Raw genomic sequence first — 17,972 nt, forward strand, 5'->3', positions numbered from 1 at the left:
GTTTTGCTGGTAGTCCACACTGCTTCCTTATGCGGTCAAGGGGGTAAGAAAGGCAGCATAGCAGTGGCGCAGGAGTGGATTCAATTAGCCACAAGTCGGCCCCCAAAAACGCCCCGGCGAGCCGGGGCAGGAAGGCATTACACAATATCCAGCGGGGTCTTGCGTTTGGGCGCCGGAAAGGCGGCGTCGAGGCGGGCCAGCACCTCGTCGCTGAGCTGCAGCGTCAGGGCCTCTGCGTTTTGCTGCACGTGCTCGGGCTGCACCGCCTTGGGAATGGCGAGCACGTCGCGCCGGCCGTTCACCGGGCGAATGGCCCAGGCCAGCAGCAGCTGGGCCACGGTCACGCCCAGATCGCCGGCAATGGCGTTCAGTTCGGGGTGGCCAAACAGCTCCCGGCGCAACCGGCCACCCTGGGCCAGGGGGCAATAGGCCATGGTGGGCAGGTCCCGCTCCCGCTGCCAGGGCAGCAGGGAATATTCGATGCCCCGGGAGCCCAGGTGATAGAGCACCTGGTTCACCGCGCACTGATCGCCGCCGTCGGTATACGCCAGCTCCTGCATCTCGCCCAGATCGCAGTTGGACACGCCAAAGCGCTTGATCTTGCCGTCGGCCTGCAGCCGCTCAAAGGCTTCCAGGGTTTCTTCCAGCGGAATGCTGCCGGGCCAGTGCAGCAGGTACAGATCCAGGTGGTCGGTGCCCAGGCGCTTGAGGCTGGCCTCGCAGGCGGCAATGGCACTGCGGCGGCCGGCGTTCCAGGGGTAGACCTTGGAAACCAGAAAGGCCTGGTCGCGACGGCCTTTCAGGGCTTCGCCCACCACTTGCTCGGCGCCGCCGTCGGCGTACATCTCGGCGGTGTCGATAAGGGTCAGGCCGAGATCCAGCCCCTGTTGCAGGGCCCGGACTTCGGCGTTGCGGGGGTTGAGTCCTTCGCCCATGTACCAGGTGCCCTGGCCAATGGCCGGCAGGGTAACGGCGGGCAGGCCGGCGGTGGCCCTGAGGGTGACGGTGGTGTCCATGCGTGCCTCTCATCAATTTGAAAATGGTTTCCACGATATGGTGAAACAGCCGGCCCGCCATTGCAACCGGGTGGGCTTGCCTTTGGCCGGGCTTTGCTCTTAACTCGGTCTGAATTCATTGTTACTCGAAGGAGCGGCACATGACAGCAGATTCGGGGGCCGATGAACGGGCGCTGGTGCGCCGTCATCTCAAGCTGGATCACATGAACCAGCTGCAGATCGAAAAACTGGCGCAGGTGTTTGACGCCGAGCCGGGGGTGGTCAAGGTGGTGGTGCGCAAGCACTGGCTGGACATCGACTATGATGCCGCCCTGCTGACCCTGGACCGGGTGATCGCCCTGCTGGAGGCCTATGGCGGTGAACTGTCCGACGACTGGTGGACGGCGTTCAAGGCTCACTGGTACCGCAAGCGGGAAGAAAAGCTGCGCGCCCGTCTGGCCCGGGAAGAGGACGAGCCGCCGTCGTGACCCGGCGTTCTTGTGCCAATGGCTAATATCCGGCTGAAACCGTCCTGCATACAATCCATATCAAAGATTTGTGGCAATGTCCCGGTTACGCTGAGGGAATACGGCGGCGGGCATTGCCTGCCGTGTTCACCATCAGCGAAAGGGAATATCCATGAGGGAAACATGCCGCCGGCGTTGGGCCGGGGGGCTGGCCGGGCTGCTGTTCATGCTTGCCGGCCCGGGGCAGGCAGACGAGCAAGCCGCCCCGCCGGTCCGGGTGCTGCGCATTTCCACCGAGAACACCGCCGATCATGTGCAAACTCAGGCCATTGCCCGCTTTGCCGCGCAGCTGGAGCAGGCCAGCCAGGGCCGGTTGCGGGTGCAGTTTCACCACAGCGCCCGGCTGTTCCGGGATCGGGACGTGATCGCGGCGCTCACCGGCGGCAAGGTGGAGATGGCGGTACCGGGCATGTGGCAGCTCGACCGCTACGTGCCCGACGTGGGTCTGTACATGCTGCCGCTGTTTTATGGCCTGCCGGCGGTGCAGCACTACCGGGTGCGGGACGGACATATCGGCCGCCGGGTCAGTGCGCGCATTGAGCGGGATCTGGGGGTGGTGGTGCCCGGTCGCTGGCTGGATCTGGGGTATGCCCATCTGTACTTCACCCACGGGCGGGTTGACCGTCACGCCGAGCTGGCCGGGCTGCGCATTCGCATTCCCGGCGGCGCCGCCAACCGGGGCCGGCTGGAAGCCTTTGAGGCTGCTCCCGTGCTCATCCCCTGGCCCGATCTGCCCGACGCCCTGGCGCAGGACCGGGTGCAGGGGGTGCTCTCTACCCACGAAACGGTGCGCAGTGCCGGGCTGTGGGATCAGGGCGTGCGCTTTGGTTTTGAAGACAGGGAGTATTTCGCCCAGTATGTGCCCATGATCAATGCCCGCTTCTGGCAGTCGCTGCCCGAGGATCTGCGCCGGCTGGTACGCGACAGCTGGGAGCCGGTGGTCGACGCCCAGCGCAGCGCCGCCGCCGAGGCCCAGCGCCAGGCGCGCCGGGCGCTGCAGCAGCAGGGCATTGAGATAGTCAGCCCCGGTGAGGCCGATCTGCTGCGCTGGCGGCGCATGGCCCGCCGCCAGGAGCCGGCGCTGATACGGGAAATGGGGGTGGACCCCGAGCTGGTGCGGCAGGCCGAGCGGGTGGTAGCCGACTGATGCAGAGCCAGCCGTCTTATTTTGCCATGTCGGGCACCCCCCTCGACCACCGGCTGAGCCGTGCCATTGTGGCCGGCGTGCTGACCCTGCTGGTGCTGATCAGCCTGATGCTGGCCTGGGGGCTGTATCAGGATCACAGAACCAGCCTGCAAGGCGCCGGGGAGCGTCTGCAAACTCAGCTGCGCGCCTTTGGCAGTGCGGTGGATATCGCCCTGGTGTCGGCGGATCATGCATTGCACGACACCCGTCATGCCCTGGAAGGCCACTCCCGGCCCCGGGTGTCATCGGCCGGGTTGCGCCGGCTGCTGCTGCGACACCTCACCACGGCGCCTTCACTGAACAGCCTGACCCTGTTTGATGGTCAGGGCCGGGTCGTCGCCAGCGTCGGTCAGGGCAGCGGCAACCGGCATGCGGCCCCGGCCTGGGTCATGGCCGGCCTGCAGGCGGGCAAGTCCTCCTTTACCGGCATGGATGCGGGCCGGCTGGGGGTGGCCATGGTGGTGACCGGTCCGGAACAGGGCGTCTTGCTGGCCATGCTGGATTCGGCGCGCATCGAGGCCGAACTGGAAAGCGGCGATGGCTTTGGCGGCCAGCAGCTGATGCTGCTCGACAACCGCAACCGGTCGCTGCTGGTGGCGGGAGACCAGCAGCAGTTGCCGGCACTGCTGCGCCGTCTGCAGCAGCAACTGGCAGTCAACGCATTTGGCGCCTACGGCACCCGGCTGGTCATGGGGGAGCAGTATCTGTTTGCCCTGCGTCAGCTGGGCCAGCAACCCATTCGTGCCTTTGCGGTGATTGAGCGGGCGCAGGTGCTGGCGGGCTGGCGCCTGCGGGCCGCTCTGGGTGGCGGCAGCCTGGGGCTGGTGTGGCTGCTGGCGCTGGCGTTTCTGCGCTACTGGCGCCGCAGCAGCCTGCGCGAGCGCCGGGTCATGAACGATCTGGCCCATCTGTATCAGGCCATCGAGCAGATGCCCTCGTCCATTGTGATCACCGATCTCGACCGGCGCATGGTGTATGTCAACCGTGCCTTTCTCAGCCAGACCGGTTACACCCGGGACGAGGTGCTGGGCCAGAAACCCGGCATGCTGTCATCGGGGCGTACGCCGGCGGTGACCTACCGCGCCCTGTGGCGCGAGCTCCGGCGCGGTCAGCCCTGGGAAGGGGAGTTTATCAACCGCACCCGGGCGGGCCTGGAGCGCATCGAGAAGGTGATGATCACCCCGGTGCGGGATGTGGACGGCCGGGTGGCCAGTTATTTTGCCATCAGCCAGGACGTGACCGAAAAACACGAGTTTCAGACCCGGCTGGTGCGCTACCGGGAAATCGTCAACGCCGCCGACGAGCTGATGGCGCTGGTGGGTGCCAACTACCGCTATCAGCAGGTGAACCGCCGTTACCTGGAGTATCACCAGCGGGAACGGGACGAAATCGAGGGCCATGCCCTGTGGCAGCTCTATGGCGAGGTGCTGTTCAAGGGGCAAATCAAGCCACGCTTTGATGCCGCGCTCAAGGGCGTGCCCTTTGTTTACGAGGCCTGGATGGAGTTCAGTGGCGCCGGCCGGCGCTATTGCCGCGTCAGCGGCCATCCCGTGGCCGGCGCCAGCGGCTATGTCGAAAGCATTGCCGTCAATATTGCCGATCTCACCGAACGCAGGCAGTCGGAAGAGGCGTTGCGTACCAGCGAGCAGCGTTTTCGGGCGCTGTCGGAGTTTTCGCCCATGGGCGTATTTGAGACCGACGCCCATGGCCACAATATTTACTCCAACCGCTATTACAGCGATCAGCTGGGCCGGGATCCCGACACCCTGCTCGGTGCCGGCTGGACCGAGTTGCTGCATGCCGAGGATCGGGAGGCAGTAGTGGCCAGCTGGCACCAGGCCATGGCCGGTCGCCACCGGGAATGGCATGCCGAGGGCCGCTGTGTGAGCGCCGACGGCGCCGTGCGCTGGTTCCGTTTTGCCGCACGCCGCTACGGTGATGCCGATGCCGCCGATGCCCGTTACATTGGCATGGCCATGGACATTACCGAGCAGGTGGAGCATCAGGATATTCTGGAACGCAAGAACCGCGAGCTGGCGCGGCTGTCGACCACGGATGCGCTCACCGGCCTGGTCAACCGGGGCCACCTGGAGCAACTTTTGACCCGGGAAATTCACCGCTACCAGCGTTATGGCACCGGTTTTGCGGTGGTGATGCTGGACGTGGATCACTTCAAGCAGGTCAACGACAGCTGTGGCCATGCGGTGGGCGATCAGGTGCTGCGCCGGCTGGCCGAATTGATGCGGGAGCACACCCGGCTGAGCGACTGCCCCGGCCGCTGGGGCGGCGAGGAGTTTTTGATCCTCTGTCCCAATACCGATGCCGAGGGTGCCTGCCGGCTGGCGGAGCTGTTGCGCCGGCGCATTGAGCAGGAGTCGTTTCCGGTGATTGGCCGGCGCACCTGCAGCTTTGGTGTGACCGCCATCGGCCCCGGTGATCAGGCCCGGGAGCTGCTGACCCGGGCCGATGAGGCCCTGTACCGGGCCAAGCGCGGTGGCCGCAACCGGGTGGAGGCCGACGAGGCCGTCTGCCTATAACGCCAGCGCCCGGCGCAGCACCCCCTGGCCCAGTGCCAGCCGGGCCCGGGCCTCGGTTTTGCCGAGGCCGGTGAGCAGCATCAGGATCGCCAGCTTCACCTCGTTATCCGCCGCCGTCAGGGCGGCGGCGGCGGTGTGCTCATCCTCGCCGGTGGCCTGCATCACCATGCGAATGGCGCGGGCCTTCAGTTTTTGATTGCTGGCGTGCAAATCCACCATCAGGTTCTGGTAGACCTTGCCCAGGCGGATCATGGCGGCGGTGCTCAGCATGTTGAGCACCAGTTTCTGGGCGGTGCCGGCCTTGAGCCGGGTGGAGCCGGTGATCACCTCCGGGCCCACCTCGGGCTCGATGGCGATGGCCGCCTCCCGGCCGATGGCGGAGCCGGTGTTGCAGGCCAGTGCCACCGTACCGGCGCCGAGTCCGCGGGCGTAACGCAGCCCGCCAAGTACATAGGGGGTGCGGCCGGATGCGGCGATACCCACCACTACATCCTGCGCCGTGAGGCCGATCTCGCGCAGATCCTGCGCGCCCAGTTGTTCGTTGTCTTCCGCTCCTTCCTGAGCCTTGAACATGGCGGCCTCGCCGCCGGCGATGAGCCCCACCACCAGGCCGTGGGGCACGCTGAAGGTGGGCGGGCATTCGGAAGCGTCCAGTACCCCCAGCCGGCCGCTGGTGCCGGCGCCGGTGTAGATCAGCCGGCCGCCCCGGCGCAGGGCCGATTCAATCAGTTCTACCGCGGCGGCGATGGCGGGCAGCACCCTGGCCACCGCCTCGGGCACCCGGGCGTCCTGCCGGTTGATCAGGGTGACGATGTCCAGCGCGCTGAGGGTGTCGATGTCGAGGGTATCCGGGTTGCGGCCTTCCGAGGCCAGCCGGGCCAGATCCTGAAGCAGCGGGTTGTTCATGAAGGCCTCGTCAGTCGGGAAAATGGACGGCACCCAGCACCGCCGGGCGGCGGGCGCCGGTGGCGGCGGGCAGGTTACCGGGCAAATGGTGCAGGGTCCGGTGCGCCAGCCAGGCAAAGGCCATGGCCTCCATGGCCTCCATGTCGACCCCGGCGTCCGTGGTGGTGGCCACCCGCCAGCCGGGCAACAGAGCGGCCAGGCGAGCCAGCAGCAGCGGGTTGTGGCCGCCGCCGCCGCACACCAGCAGCTCGCCGGCAGCAAAGCCCTGCACCTGCCGGGCAATGGCGGCGGCGGTGAATTCGGTTAACGTGGCCTGCACATCTGCCACGGCTTCATGGCCCTCCAGCCGTGCATCGAGCCAGGCGGCGTTGAACAGTTCCCGGCCGGTGCTTTTGGGCGCCGGCAGTGCCAGCCAGGGCTCGCTCAGCAGACGTGCCAGCAGCCCGGGCAGAACACGGCCCTTTTGAGCCAGGGCTGCGTCCTGGTCGAAAGGGGCACCGGTATGGCGCCGGCACCAGAGATCCAGCAGCATGTTGCCCGGTCCCACGTCGTAGCCCAGCACCGGCCGGCCCGGGTCCAGCACGGTAATGTTGGCAATGCCGCCGATATTGACCACAATGCGCAGCCGCTCGGGGTGGCTCAGCACGCACTGGTGAAAGGCGGGCACCAGGGGCGCGCCCTGGCCGCCCAGGGCCATGTCCTTGCGGCGAAAATCGGTGATGGTGGTGATGCCGGTGAGGGCGGCGATGCGGTTGCCGTCCCCCAGCTGCAGTGAAAACGGCGGGTCGGCGTCGGGCTGGTGCCACACCGTCTGGCCGTGGCAACCGATGGCGCGTACCTCGGTCGCGTTCAGACCGGTATCGGCCAGCAGTTGCAGGGTCAGGTCCGCATAGGCCTGGCCCAGGGCGGCATCGAGCTCGCCCCACGCCCGGGCGGTGACGGTGCCGCCGCTGGCCAGGGCCAGCAGCCGCTTGCGCAGGGCCGGGGCGATGGGCGCGCTGGCGCCGCCCTTGAGTTCGATGCGGGCGCCGTCGGTGGCCACCAGCACGGCGTCGATGCCGTCCAGGCTGGTGCCGGACATGATGCCGATATAGTGCTCCATTACCATTCCGGCGGCAGTTCCTGCAACGGGCTGACCGGCACGCTGATCACGCCGTTTTCAAAGGGCTGGGGCCCGGGTGGCACGGGCGGTTCGGCCTTGACCTCGGGGACGGGAGCCGGCGGGGGCGGTGGTGTGCCACCACAGGCGGTCAGCAGCAGGGCGGGGATCAGCCACAGGGGGTAACGCATTGCGAATTTCTCCGGGTAGGGTCAGTATGGCAACCGTTCAAGGTTGCCACAGGGCAACGCACGCCGCCAGCGGGCGGCGCAACAAAAAAGAGGAAATACCATGGCCTGCTGGCTGTTCAAAACCGAACCCGACACCTTCTCCATCGACGATCTGGCCCGCGCCAACACCCTGTGGGAAGGAGTGCGCAACTATCAGGCCCGCAATTTCCTGCGGGATGAGGTCAGGGAAGGCGACGAGGTGTTTATCTACCATTCCAGCTGCAACCGGGTGGGCATTGCCGGCCTGGCCCGGGTGGTGCGCGCCGGTTTTCCCGACCCCTTTGCCTTTGACCCGGCCAGCCGCTATTTCGACCCCAAATCCGATCCGGACAAGCCGCGCTGGTACGCGGTGGAGCTGACCTTTGAGCGCAAACTGCCGCTGTTGCCCCTGGCGGCGCTCAAGGCCCACCCGGCCCTGAGCGACATGCCCCTGGTGAAAAAGGGCAACCGGCTGTCGGTGATGCCGGTCAGCGAGGCCGAGCGGCGAGCCATTCTGGCTATGGTGCAGGGTTAGAGTTCAAACACCCGGGCCAGGTAGCGGGCCACGCCGTCTTCGTCGGCGCTGAGGGTGCGCTCATGGTGGGGCAGGGCGTCCTGCAGCCGGGTGTGGGCGTTGGCCATCACCACGCCGGTGCCGGCCCGGCGCAGCATTTCATAGTCGTTCATGCCGTCGCCAAAGGCGAGTACCCGCGCCATGGGGGTGTTTCTTTGTGCGGCCAGGGACGCCATGGCCGAGCCCTTGTTCACCTCGCCGTGCATCACCTCCAGGCAGATGGGCAGTGAAAAGGTGATGTTGAGCTTGTCGCCGAAGCGGGCCAGCAGCATGTCTTCGACCTTTTCCAGCTGGGCGTGGTCGCCGGCGTAAAACACCTTGTCCACGCCCTCGGCGGGCAGTTGCCGGAGATCGGTGACCCGGTAGCGAAACGGGCTGTCGGGGCAGAAGTCGAGCAGGGCGGGCAGGGGCTCTTCCACCAGCCAGTGATCCCCCTGATAGAGGTTGAGGTGCACCCCCGGCAGGCGAAAGCGAAACAGCAGATCTTCCACCATCTCTGGCGGAATGGCGCGGTTGTGCAGCAGGCGGCCGTCGGCGTCGTGAATGCGGGCGCCGTTGCTGGTGATCAGGCTCACGTTCAGCCCCAGCTGATCGCGAATGGCCCGCACGTCCACATGGTGGCGGCCGGTGGCCACAATAAACTCGATGCCCCGGCGAGTGAGCTCGTGCAGTACCTCCCGGGTATAGCCGGAAATGCGGTGCCGGCTGTTCAGCAGGGTGCCGTCCAGATCGGAGACGATCACGTCATACATGGCGGTGCTCCGTGCCTCAGGGGTGTTGTTCAAAAAAGTCGAAAATGGCGTTCAGGGCCTGCTGCCGGCGCGCGTCCTGCTCCTGAAACAGCTCGTGGGCCGCGCCCTCTATTACCAGCGGGCCGCCGCCGGCGCAGTGCCCAAGAGCCTGGCAGAAGGCGTTCTGGGCCTTGTTGTCCACCACCACGTCCCGGCCGGCCTGCAATACCAGCAGCGGCGTGGTGATCTGACGGGCGCGGTCGATGGTGCGGTCACCGGCGGCCAGGCTTTCCCCCAGCCAGTGCAGGCTGACGCCGCCCAGCTGCAGCTCGGGGCGCTCCCGGTACAGTTCGCGGAACAGCCGGTAGCGGACTTCGCTGTGGGTGAGCTCGTTGTCGGCAAAGGGGGTTTCCTCGTAGCCCCCCTGGCCGGGGGCATAGCAGGCCTCGCGTCCCAGCCAGCGGCAGCCGGTGCCGAGCACGGTCACCAGGCCGTTGGCCAGCCAGCGTGGCAGGGGGCCGAGGTAGATGCCCATCATGGGGGAAGACAGCGCCGCCGCCTGCACCCGTACTCGGGTTTTGCTCAGCCACAGCGCCGAGATGGTGCCGCCCATGGAATGAGCCAGCAGGTACACCGGCTGCGGCCCGGCGGGCAGTACCACCTGCTGCATGAACCGCTCCAGATCCTGCACATAGTCGTTGAAGTCGGTCACATGGCCCATCAGCGGATCGGCGGTCAGCCGGGGGGCCAGGCCCTGGCCCCGGTGATCATAGAGGTAAACGTTGTAGCCGTTTTCAAACAGATCCCGTGCCAGCTCCTGGTATTTGAGGTAGGACTCGGTGCGGCCGTTGACGATCACCAGGGTGCTGCCGTGCTCGGGCCTGCGCAGGGCGGCCCAGGGCAGACGCTGATCATTCTGGCCGGCGAAGTGGCCTTCCACGGCGTGGGCCTGCCAGTATTGCTGCAGGCCCTCAAGCCCCAGCCCGGCCAGCTCGGCTTCGGTGGTCAGGCGCGGTGTTTGAGCAACGGCGGTGTTCATGACAAGGCAGATCCCGAGCAGGAACAGGCGGGCGAGCATGATGGGCTCCGGTCGGTTCATGGGTGAATGGCATAGGGCCAGTGTAGCGTGAAAGCCGGGCGGTGAGGAGTGAGGCGAAAGGGAGCACTCCTTCACACCTCATCCCCCTCACCAAAGAATCATTTGCGCTGACGGTACACCTTGAGCACGTTGGGAGTCACCCGAATCTTGCGCATGATGTCGGCCAGGTGAATGCGGCTGCGGGTGGTGATCAGCAAATCCACCACATAGACCCGACCGTCCTTTTCCTCGGTGGCAATGCTGTGAATATTGGCACCGGTGGCGGCAATGACATTGGCCAGCTCCGCCAGCGCACCCTGATGGTTGATGATCTCGATGCCGATTTCGGTCTTGAACTCGTAATCGAAGTCCTGCTCCATGTCCCACTGCACCGCCAGGTACTTGTCGGGCTCCTTGTTGTAGCCGCGAATGTTCTTGCACGACTCCAGATGCACCACCAGGCCCTTGCCCGGACTGATGTGCGCCACTATGGGGTCGCCGGGAATGGGCCGGCAGCAGTTGGCGAAATTGAGCAGCATGTCGTCGGCGCCGCGAATGGGCATTTTCTTCACGGTTCTGGAGCGCTCGCTGGGGGCGTCGTCCAGCAACCGGCGGGCCACCACCACGCTCATGGCGTTGCCCAGGCCGATGTCGGCCAGCAGGTTGTGAATGGAGCCGTGCTTGGTGTCCTTCAGCACCTGTTCCACCCGCTCCACCGGAATGTCTTCCAGGTTTTTGGCCCCCAGGGCGTGGTTGAGCAGGCGCCGGCCCAGCAGCACCGACTCTTCGGTGCGCAGGTTTTTGAGGAACTGGCGAATCTTGGTGCGGGCACGGGAGGTGACCACAAAGTTGAGCCAGGCGGCGTTGGGCCGGGCGCTGGGGGCGGTGATGATTTCCACGGTCTGGCCCGAGTGCAGCGGCTGGCTGAGCGGGTAGGGCTGGCGGTCCACCCGGGCGCCCACGCAGGCGTGGCCGATGTCGGTGTGCACGGCATAGGCGAAGTCGACGGCGGTGGCGCCGCTGGGCAGTTCCAGAATGCGGCCTTCCGGAGTGAACACATAGATTTCGTCGGGGAACAGGTCGGTCTTGACCCCTTCGATGAATTCAAAGGACGAGCCGGCGCTCTGCTGCAATTCCAGCAGGCTCTGCATCCAGCGCTGGGCCCGCACCTGGGCGGTGGTGCCCGAACTTTCGCCGTCCTGCTTGTAGGCCCAGTGGGCGGCCACCCCCTTGTCGGCCATCTGATCCATGTACTCGGTGCGGATCTGCACCTCCACCGGCACCCCGTGGGGACCCACCAGGGAGGTGTGCAGCGACTGGTAGCCGTTGGTTTTGGGAATGGCGATATAGTCCTTGAACCGGCCCGGCCGCGGCTTGAACAGAGTGTGCATCTGGCCCAGCACCCGGTAGCAGGTGTCGATGTCCTTGACGATCACGCGAAAGGCATAGATGTCCATCACCTCGTGAAACTGCAGCTCTTTTTTCACCATCTTGTTGTAGATGGAGAACAGGTTCTTTTCCCGGCCCTTGACCTGGGCCTCGATGCGGGCGTCGTCGAGCCGGCCCTTGATCTCGGCCAGAATGGACTCGATGATCTCGCGCCGGTTGCCCCGGGCGCGGCGCACCGACTCCCGCAGCACCCGGGTGCGCATGGGGTAGAGGGCTTCCAGGCCCAGCTCTTCCAGCTCGTTTTTGATACTGTGAATGCCCAGGCGGTTGGCGATGGGGGCGTAGATCTCGAGGGTTTCCCGGGCGATGCGGCGGCGCTTGTCGGGACGCAGGGCGCCCAGGGTGCGCATGTTGTGGGTGCGGTCGGCCAGCTTGATCAGAATGACCCGAATATCCTGGGTCATGGCCAGCACCATCTTGCGGAAGTTCTCGGTCTGGGCTTCCTTGCGGTTGCGGAACTTGAGCTTGTCGAGCTTGGAAACCCCCTCCACCAGCTCGGCCACGGCGGTGCCGAACTGTGCTTCGAGCATTTCCCGGGTGACCGGGGTGTCTTCAATGGTGTCGTGCAGCAGCGCCGCCATCAGGGTTTCCTGATCCAGGCGCATCTCACACAGAATGCGGGCCACGGCAACGGGGTGGGTAATGTAGGGCTCGCCGCTGGAGCGGGTTTGTCCCTGGTGGGCGTCGCGGGCAACGATATAGGCGGCTTTGAGTTGTTCCATCTGCTCGGGCGGCAGATAGGTGACGGCGATTTCTTTCAGTGGTTCAAACAGATACAAGAGAATACCCCGACAATCAATGCCGTTAACACGCGATTGAAGAGCAATGGGCCCGTGGTGTCACGGGCCCGCCGGCAATGCTAAAGGCTGGGGTCAGCCGCGGCCTTCGGTAATGGCGGCCACGGCGGCCAGTTCGGCGGCTTCCATTTCCTGCTGTTCCTGGCGATCCTGGGCGTCCATCACGGCGTGATTGACCAGGCCTTCCTCGATTTCGCGCAGGGCGATCACGGTGGGCTTGTCGTTTTCTTCTTCCACCAGGGGATCCTTGCCCTGGGTAGCCAGCTGGCGGGCGCGGCGGGCTGCAACCAGCACCAGATCAAAACGGTTGCCAACCTGTTCTACGGCATCTTCAACGGTAACGCGGGCCATAACAGACTCCAATGATTAAAAAAGGTGCAAAATTCTAATGGATATTAGCTTATTCCGCCAGTAGCCGGGAAAGCAAGTCGCGGTAGCGAACCGTCTGCTTGCCGGTGTTGGCGCGCTCGGCCTCGATAATGGCGCTGAGCTGGTTGAGGGCGTGGTCAAAGCTGTCGTTCACCAGCAGGTAGTCGTACTCGTCGTAGTGGGACATTTCCGACACCGCCTTGGCCATGCGCCCCTGAATCACCTCGGCGCTGTCCTGCTGGCGGGCATTGAGCCGGCGCTCCAGCTCTTCCCGGCTGGGGGGCAGAATAAAGATGGATTTGGCACTGGGGGACTGCTCCCGGATCTGACGGGCACCCTGCCAGTCGATGTCGAGCAGAATGTCGATGCCCTGGGCCAGTTGCTGATCGATCCACTCCCGGGAGGTGCCGTAATAGTTGCCGAACACTTCGGCCCACTCGTAAAAGGCTCCCCGGTCAATGAGCGCCTTGAACTCGGGTTTGTCGACAAAGTGGTAGTGCACGCCGTTTTCTTCACCCGGACGCGGGTCGCGGGTGGTGTGGGACACAGACACCTGCAGCCGGCCATCGGCACTGGGGCGGTCGAGCAGGGCCTTGATCAGGCTGGATTTACCCGCGCCGCTGGGAGAGGAAATAATGAATAGGGTTCCGATGTGCGCCATAGTGTTTGCCCGTTCGTGATACGTCCCGCGCCGCCGGCCGGGATCAGGGGCGGCCAATCCTACCAGAAAGCCGGAAATAAAAAAATGGCCGTTGCGAATGCAACGACCAGTCAAAAGTAACTATAGCTTGCTGCGGAAGTGCCCTCCACGCAGATTTCATTATGATCAGCAGCTCGCTTCGGCTCTATCAGTTTTTTCCTGCAAGAAACCTCGTAAATTCCGAGTTATTGTTGGCGAATGCAAGGGTTTCGGGTGCGCTCCGGTCTGCGTTGCTGGTCTGAAACCGGCGACAAAAGGAGCCAGAACATGTGGGATACACACATCCTGTTGCGGCAGCACGCCACCATCGACACCCTGAGGATTCATGCTCACGACATGAGCCTGTATACGGTGGAGGCGGAAATCGGCGGCGAATGCCGGCCACTGGCGGACGGTGGCAGCACACTTACCTTTCGCAGCATAGAGCACGTCCGCGAGCGGCTGGGCCCGCTGAACGTGGCCCGCTGTGTGCTGGTGCAGTCTTCGCCCTACCAGGAAATGGTGGGGCAGACGGCGCACACGGCGCCGCCCATGGAGCTGGCACTGGCCTGGCCCGGCTGGCAGGCCGAGGGCTGAACTTCAGCCATCGGGTGTGTCCCGGCGTACCACGTCTACCTTGTGCTGCTCCTTGGTCCACTTGCCCTGGGGCTTGTCGATGTACTGAAAATATTCGTTGGTAAAACTGCCCTGGCTGCAGGTGTGGCGATACCAGGTGGTGGGCACCTGCCGGTAGTCCAGCACCTGGTTGAATACGCCCGGGCCGGTCATGTCGTAAACGCCCTGAATGGTGTTCTCCCGAATATTGGTGAGCACCTGGTCGATGAGCCTGGCCAGATTGGGGTTGTCGGGTTTGCTGGCAATAAAGTAGTTGGTGAGCTCGTTGTGCTGACGAATGATGTACAGCTCTTCATGTTCGGGGCGAATGGTGCAGCCCAGCGGCCACACCGCGTGGGCGTCGATATCCAGATACACGCCGCCGTACTTCTGCAGCACCAGCAGCCGCCAGAAGTCCGCCTGGGCGGCGCCGATCTGCAGCCGGGAATAGGCCGCAAAAATCTCCGGTGAGTAGTTGGCCTGAATAAACTCGGCCCGGGCCTCGGTGATCATGAAGCGATACTCAAAGGTGGGCGACATGATGCGGTTGAACAGGTAGTTGAGGTACACCGGCAGGGTGGCCTTGTCGGTATAGTTGGTCTGCCAGATGATGCGGGGAATGGGTCTGTCCGCCCCTTTAATCAGCGCTCCGGACCGGGCCGGCAGGGTAAAGCGCTTGTTGGGCAGAAAGTAATGAAAAACGTAACTCAGCACCTTGGTGATGTTGGCAACAAGCTTGATCAACCGGCTGACAAGGACGATATGCGCCTTCACGAAAACCTCATTTGATTGTTAGTGGCGTAAACAACCCGGTGATTCTAGCATGCTCGAAACGCGAGCCGACCGCGAATGTCGGCTCGCGACAGAATTCCTTGAGCGGAAGAGGTTAGCGTTCGTCCGTCACTGCCCCTGTTGCTCGTGTTCGGCCGGCGGGTAATTCTGTGGATACAGGGCACGGCGGGCGGTTTCGTCCAGCTCGGTCTTGAAATTGGCCTGTTTGGCCAGCTGACGGGCCCTGGCCACCGCAGGACGGGCATCAATGGCATTGAACCAGCGCTGCAAATTGGCGTAGGGAGCTAGACCCTCTTCACCCAGCACCACATTGGCCTTGTCAATCCAGCCCCAGGCGGCGATGTCGGCGATGGTGAACTCGTCGCCCACTATGTAGTCGCGCCCTTCCAGATGGGTATTCAGCACCTCGTAATGGCGTTGTGCCTCGCGCAGGTAGCGATTAATGGCATAGGGCAGCTTTTCCGGAGCGGCGTGACGAAAATGCACCGATTGCCCTGAATACGGCCCCAGCCCGGTGGCAATGAACATCAGCCAGGAAAGCAGTTCTCCGCGCAAGGCGGGGGCGCCGCCCAGTTGCCCGCTTTTTTCCGACAGATAAAGCAGAATGGCGTTGGAATCAAACACCCGCTGCCCGTCGTCCACGATCGCCGGTGTCTTGCCGTTGGGATTGATGGCGCGGTAGGCGGGGGTGTGCTGCTCACCCTTGAGGGTATCAATCGGTGCCAGTTGGTAGGGCAGGCCGCTTTCTTCCAGAAACAGGGCAACCTTCATCGGGTTGGGGGTGTGGTGAAAATAAAAAGTGATCATGGCTTCGTCCTTATGGTTGGGTGATGACTGCCTGAACACTCATTCAAGCGCGATATGAACAATCGTTCAAGCTAAATTTGAACGATTGTTCATGCCCCATGCCACATCGAGTGCGGCGCTCTTGCGCAATGGCGATAGGATTGGGCCTGGTAACGGGCTAGAATTGAACAGGTGTTCAAAAGGATGAATCATGGTAAGTCAAGCAAAGTACGACCGTGCGCAGGCGATTCGGCAGGCAACCGAGCTGTTCTGGGCCAGGGGGTTTCATGCCACCTCCATGCGCACCATTCAGGCGGCCATCGATATGCGCCCGGGCAGCATCTATGCGAGCTTTGGCAGCAAGGAAGGCCTGTTTCAGGAAGCGCTGACCCATTACGCCTGCTCCAGCCGGGCCCGTCTGGCGGCCTGTGTTGATAAGGCGCCATCTCCCCTTGAAGGGTTGCGGGGCTTTGTCATCGAGGTGGTGATTGAATGTCGGGAAACGGCTCCCAGCGGCATGTGCATGCTGGTCAAGACCATTGCCGAACTGACTTCGGAGCATGCGGATTTGCTGGCACTGGCCAGACAGCTGCTTAAGGAGATGGAAGCGGCCTTCGCCGGGGTGCTGAGACAGGCTCAGGTAGAGGGCGAGATTGACGCCGCAAAAAGCCCGGAGCACATGGCTCGTTACCTGCAGATGCAGTTGATGGGACTGCGCGCCTATGCCAGGGCCAACGAAGGGGATGAGCTCATACGGGCGATGATTGACGATGTGTTTGCTAACCTGAGATCTGCGCCGCAGGCCAGCAGCAGTCCGGCCTGAGCAGAAAAACAAAAAGCCTCTGTTTACAGAGGCTTTAAGGGTATTCGACGCCGGTCCGTATTACTCGATGTTCTGGATCTGCTCGCGCATCTGCTCGATCAGCACCTTCAGCTCCACGGCGCTGGCGGTGATGTCGGCATTGATGGATTTGGACCCGAGGGTGTTCGACTCGCGGTTGAACTCCTGCATCATAAAGTCCAGGCGCCGGCCGCAGGGGCCGCCTTTTTTGAGGATCTTGCGGGTTTCGGTGATGTGGGCGGTGAGCCGGTCCAGCTCCTCGGCCACGTCCACCTTCTGGGCCAGCAGCACCATTTCCTGCTCCAGGCGCTGGGCGTCCAGCTCGATCTTGGCTTCTTCAAACCGGTCGCGCAGGCGCTGGCGCTGCCATTCCATGATGGCGGGCATTTGCGCGCTGACTTTCGCCACTTCCTGCTCGATGCCGGCAAGACGCTGCTCGATCAGCACCTTGAGCTTGTCGCCCTCGCTGGCGCGGGCGGCGAGGAAGTCGTTGATGACGTCGTCCAGCCCCTCAAGCAGGGCGCTGCTGATGGCGTCCATGTCCTGGGCCTGGGCTTCCATCACCCCGGGCCAGCGCAGAATGTCCACCGGGTTCAGGGTGCCCTGGCCGGCCTGCTCCATCACCCAGGTGGCGCCTTCAATCAGCTGCTCGGCCAGGGCCTTGTTGATGTGCAGCTCACCCTGGCTGGCCTGGTTGCTTTCAAAACGCAGGGCGCATTCCACCTTGCCCCGCTGCAGCCGGGCGCGCAGTTTTTCCCGCACCATGGGCTCCAGGCCGCGAAACTGTTCGGGCAGCCGGGTGTAGGTTTCCAGATAGCGTTGGTTGACCGAGCGCAGCTCCCATACGGCGGTGCCCCAGTCCTGTTTGAATTCCTGCCGGGCAAAGGCGGTCATGCTGTGGATCATGTGCTTTCCATTCTGTGTCAAAGGGTAATCACAAAGTGTGACACAGCCGGGCTCAGGCGCCAACGTCGGGCGGCATGCATTGACCCGGCGCTTTCTTTATAATGCCCCGGTTTGCCCGCCGGGCAGCGCCATTTTGACCTACAGGAGAACACCATGACCGAACGAGCTTCAGGCCGGGCGGCGGACGAAATTCGCCCCGTGACCATTACCCCGAACTATACCCGTCATGCGGAAGGCTCCGTGCTGGTGGAATTTGGTCACACCAAGGTGCTGTGCACCGCCTCGGTGGAAAAAGGCGTGCCGCGCTTTTTGCGTGGCAAGGGTCAGGGCTGGGTCACGGCGGAATACGGCATGCTGCCGCGATCTACCCACAGCCGCATGGACCGGGAAGCGGCCCGGGGCAAGCAGGGCGGCCGCACCATGGAAATTCAGCGGCTGATCGGCCGCTCGCTGCGCGCCGCCATGGATCTGGACAAGCTGGGTGAATACACCATCACCGTGGACTGCGACGTGATCCAGGCCGACGGCGGCACCCGCACCGCCGCCATTACCGGCGCCTGTGTGGCCCTGGCCCATGCCCTGAACTGGATGCAGGCCGAGGGCATGATAGTGCACAACCCGCTCAAGACCCTGGTGGCGGCCATTTCCGTGGGCATGGTCGATGGTCAGGCGGTGGCGGATCTGGAATACACCGAAGATTCAAGGGCCGAAACCGACATGAACGTGGTGATGACCGCCGAAGGCCACATGATTGAGGTGCAGGGCACGGCGGAAGCGGCCCCCTTCAGCCACGACGAGCTGCTGGCCATGCTGGCACTGGCAAGCAAGGCGGTGAATGAGCTGGTGGCACATCAGCGTCGGGTGATTGCCGGCTGAGCACGGCAACCCTGTTAACT

At 63.9% G+C, this 17,972-nt stretch carries 19 protein-coding genes; 7 read left to right on the top strand and 12 right to left on the bottom strand.

The genetic code is table 11. The features are described 5' to 3' along the window. Positions 1–137: 137 nt before the first annotated feature. Positions 138–1,016: an aldo/keto reductase gene (locus tag PU634_RS16665; RefSeq protein ID WP_306761957.1), complete on the bottom strand. Its 879-nt coding sequence runs from the start codon at positions 1,014–1,016 to the stop codon at positions 138–140. Between the two features lie 140 nt (positions 1,017–1,156). Here PU634_RS16665 and PU634_RS16670 point away from each other — a divergent pair, with 140 nt between their 5' ends. The 3 genes from PU634_RS16670 to PU634_RS16680 all read left to right on the top strand — a co-directional run bounded on the left by PU634_RS16670 (position 1,157) and on the right by PU634_RS16680 (position 5,245). Beyond that, positions 1,157–1,483 carry a hypothetical protein gene (locus tag PU634_RS16670; RefSeq protein WP_306761958.1) on the top strand — a complete coding sequence of 109 codons (327 nt, stop codon included), beginning with the start codon at positions 1,157–1,159 and terminating at the stop codon, positions 1,481–1,483. 151 nt (positions 1,484–1,634) lie between these two features. Beyond that, positions 1,635–2,669 carry a TRAP transporter substrate-binding protein DctP gene (dctP, locus tag PU634_RS16675; protein ID WP_306761959.1) on the top strand — a complete coding sequence of 345 codons (1,035 nt, stop codon included), beginning with the start codon at positions 1,635–1,637 and terminating at the stop codon, positions 2,667–2,669. Beyond that, positions 2,669–5,245, top strand: a complete 2,577-nt coding sequence (locus PU634_RS16680) for a sensor domain-containing diguanylate cyclase (RefSeq protein WP_306761960.1) — start codon at positions 2,669–2,671, stop codon at positions 5,243–5,245. The genes dctP and PU634_RS16680 overlap by 1 nt, the downstream gene beginning before the upstream one ends. Here PU634_RS16680 and murQ read toward each other — a convergent pair. From murQ to PU634_RS16695, 3 genes are read right to left on the bottom strand one after another with little or no spacing between them, the layout of a single operon-like run. Next, positions 5,240–6,151, bottom strand: a complete 912-nt coding sequence (gene murQ / locus PU634_RS16685; RefSeq protein WP_306761961.1) for an N-acetylmuramic acid 6-phosphate etherase — start codon at positions 6,149–6,151, stop codon at positions 5,240–5,242. The genes PU634_RS16680 and murQ overlap by 6 nt on opposite strands. Before the next feature lie 10 nt (positions 6,152–6,161). Beyond that, positions 6,162–7,259: an anhydro-N-acetylmuramic acid kinase gene (locus PU634_RS16690; RefSeq protein WP_306761962.1), complete on the bottom strand. Its 1,098-nt coding sequence runs from the start codon at positions 7,257–7,259 to the stop codon at positions 6,162–6,164. Further along, positions 7,253–7,441 carry a hypothetical protein gene (locus PU634_RS16695; protein WP_306761963.1) on the bottom strand — a complete coding sequence of 63 codons (189 nt, stop codon included), beginning with the start codon at positions 7,439–7,441 and terminating at the stop codon, positions 7,253–7,255. Before PU634_RS16695 ends, PU634_RS16690 begins: the two co-directional genes overlap by 7 nt. A gap of 100 nt (positions 7,442–7,541) precedes the next feature. On the opposite strand from PU634_RS16695, the gene PU634_RS16700 reads away from it, so the two are divergent. Then, positions 7,542–7,994 carry an EVE domain-containing protein gene (locus tag PU634_RS16700; protein WP_306761964.1) on the top strand — a complete coding sequence of 151 codons (453 nt, stop codon included), beginning with the start codon at positions 7,542–7,544 and terminating at the stop codon, positions 7,992–7,994. Here PU634_RS16700 and PU634_RS16705 read toward each other — a convergent pair. From PU634_RS16705 to gmk, 5 genes are all read right to left on the bottom strand, one after another. Then, the gene (locus PU634_RS16705; RefSeq protein ID WP_306761965.1) at positions 7,991–8,785 is read right to left on the bottom strand and encodes a Cof-type HAD-IIB family hydrolase; all 795 of its coding nucleotides are present in this window, start codon (positions 8,783–8,785) and stop codon (positions 7,991–7,993) included. The genes PU634_RS16700 and PU634_RS16705 overlap by 4 nt on opposite strands. A gap of 16 nt (positions 8,786–8,801) precedes the next feature. Then, complete coding sequence (locus PU634_RS16710; protein WP_306761966.1) at positions 8,802–9,842, bottom strand: alpha/beta fold hydrolase; 1,041 nt, start codon at positions 9,840–9,842, stop codon at positions 8,802–8,804. A gap of 119 nt (positions 9,843–9,961) precedes the next feature. Continuing rightward, a complete protein-coding gene (gene spoT / locus PU634_RS16715; RefSeq protein ID WP_306761967.1) occupies positions 9,962–12,070 on the bottom strand; it encodes a bifunctional GTP diphosphokinase/guanosine-3',5'-bis pyrophosphate 3'-pyrophosphohydrolase in 2,109 nt (702 codons plus the stop codon). Between the two features lie 93 nt (positions 12,071–12,163). After that, complete coding sequence (gene rpoZ / locus PU634_RS16720; RefSeq protein ID WP_094278314.1) at positions 12,164–12,439, bottom strand: DNA-directed RNA polymerase subunit omega; 276 nt, start codon at positions 12,437–12,439, stop codon at positions 12,164–12,166. A gap of 49 nt (positions 12,440–12,488) precedes the next feature. After that, entirely contained in the window at positions 12,489–13,118 is a 630-nt protein-coding gene (gene gmk / locus PU634_RS16725; RefSeq protein ID WP_306761968.1) for a guanylate kinase, read from the bottom strand. Positions 13,119–13,424: 306 nt separating this feature from the next. Here gmk and PU634_RS16730 point away from each other — a divergent pair, with 306 nt between their 5' ends. Next, entirely contained in the window at positions 13,425–13,733 is a 309-nt protein-coding gene (locus PU634_RS16730) for a DUF6482 family protein (protein ID WP_306761969.1), read from the top strand. Between the two features lie 3 nt (positions 13,734–13,736). Here the strand turns inward: PU634_RS16730 and PU634_RS16735 are convergent, their stop codons facing one another. Next, positions 13,737–14,525 carry a glycosyltransferase family 32 protein gene (locus PU634_RS16735; protein ID WP_306761970.1) on the bottom strand — a complete coding sequence of 263 codons (789 nt, stop codon included), beginning with the start codon at positions 14,523–14,525 and terminating at the stop codon, positions 13,737–13,739. A 126-nt stretch (positions 14,526–14,651) separates the two neighbouring features. Continuing rightward, positions 14,652–15,350, bottom strand: coding sequence for a glutathione S-transferase family protein (locus PU634_RS16740; RefSeq protein ID WP_306761971.1), 699 nt, complete (start codon positions 15,348–15,350; stop codon positions 14,652–14,654). A 190-nt stretch (positions 15,351–15,540) separates the two neighbouring features. On the opposite strand from PU634_RS16740, the gene PU634_RS16745 reads away from it, so the two are divergent. After that, the gene (locus PU634_RS16745) at positions 15,541–16,152 is read left to right on the top strand and encodes a TetR/AcrR family transcriptional regulator (RefSeq protein ID WP_306761972.1); all 612 of its coding nucleotides are present in this window, start codon (positions 15,541–15,543) and stop codon (positions 16,150–16,152) included. Between the two features lie 60 nt (positions 16,153–16,212). Here the strand turns inward: PU634_RS16745 and PU634_RS16750 are convergent, their stop codons facing one another. After that, positions 16,213–17,076: a YicC/YloC family endoribonuclease gene (locus PU634_RS16750; protein ID WP_306761973.1), complete on the bottom strand. Its 864-nt coding sequence runs from the start codon at positions 17,074–17,076 to the stop codon at positions 16,213–16,215. A gap of 153 nt (positions 17,077–17,229) precedes the next feature. On the opposite strand from PU634_RS16750, the gene rph reads away from it, so the two are divergent. After that, complete coding sequence (gene rph / locus PU634_RS16755; RefSeq protein WP_306761974.1) at positions 17,230–17,952, top strand: ribonuclease PH; 723 nt, start codon at positions 17,230–17,232, stop codon at positions 17,950–17,952. The last annotated feature ends 20 nt before the right edge of the window (positions 17,953–17,972 follow it).

This window comes from Oceanimonas pelagia, from assembly GCF_030849025.1.
Classification (GTDB): domain Bacteria; phylum Pseudomonadota; class Gammaproteobacteria; order Enterobacterales; family Aeromonadaceae; genus Oceanimonas; species Oceanimonas pelagia.

Coding starts and splice junctions, on each gene's coding strand:
- PU634_RS16665 (WP_306761957.1), bottom strand. CDS start 1,016: ATGGACACCACCGTCACCCTCAGGGCCACCGCCGGCCTGCCCGCCGTT.
- PU634_RS16670 (WP_306761958.1), top strand. CDS start 1,157: ATGACAGCAGATTCGGGGGCCGATGAACGGGCGCTGGTGCGCCGTCAT.
- dctP (WP_306761959.1), top strand. CDS start 1,635: ATGAGGGAAACATGCCGCCGGCGTTGGGCCGGGGGGCTGGCCGGGCTG.
- PU634_RS16680 (WP_306761960.1), top strand. CDS start 2,669: ATGCAGAGCCAGCCGTCTTATTTTGCCATGTCGGGCACCCCCCTCGAC.
- murQ (WP_306761961.1), bottom strand. CDS start 6,151: ATGAACAACCCGCTGCTTCAGGATCTGGCCCGGCTGGCCTCGGAAGGC.
- PU634_RS16690 (WP_306761962.1), bottom strand. CDS start 7,259: ATGGTAATGGAGCACTATATCGGCATCATGTCCGGCACCAGCCTGGAC.
- PU634_RS16695 (WP_306761963.1), bottom strand. CDS start 7,441: ATGCGTTACCCCCTGTGGCTGATCCCCGCCCTGCTGCTGACCGCCTGT.
- PU634_RS16700 (WP_306761964.1), top strand. CDS start 7,542: ATGGCCTGCTGGCTGTTCAAAACCGAACCCGACACCTTCTCCATCGAC.
- PU634_RS16705 (WP_306761965.1), bottom strand. CDS start 8,785: ATGTATGACGTGATCGTCTCCGATCTGGACGGCACCCTGCTGAACAGC.
- PU634_RS16710 (WP_306761966.1), bottom strand. CDS start 9,842: ATGCTCGCCCGCCTGTTCCTGCTCGGGATCTGCCTTGTCATGAACACC.
- rpoZ (WP_094278314.1), bottom strand. CDS start 12,439: ATGGCCCGCGTTACCGTTGAAGATGCCGTAGAACAGGTTGGCAACCGT.
- gmk (WP_306761968.1), bottom strand. CDS start 13,118: ATGGCGCACATCGGAACCCTATTCATTATTTCCTCTCCCAGCGGCGCG.
- PU634_RS16730 (WP_306761969.1), top strand. CDS start 13,425: ATGTGGGATACACACATCCTGTTGCGGCAGCACGCCACCATCGACACC.
- PU634_RS16740 (WP_306761971.1), bottom strand. CDS start 15,350: ATGATCACTTTTTATTTTCACCACACCCCCAACCCGATGAAGGTTGCC.
- PU634_RS16745 (WP_306761972.1), top strand. CDS start 15,541: ATGGTAAGTCAAGCAAAGTACGACCGTGCGCAGGCGATTCGGCAGGCA.
- PU634_RS16750 (WP_306761973.1), bottom strand. CDS start 17,076: ATGATCCACAGCATGACCGCCTTTGCCCGGCAGGAATTCAAACAGGAC.
- rph (WP_306761974.1), top strand. CDS start 17,230: ATGACCGAACGAGCTTCAGGCCGGGCGGCGGACGAAATTCGCCCCGTG.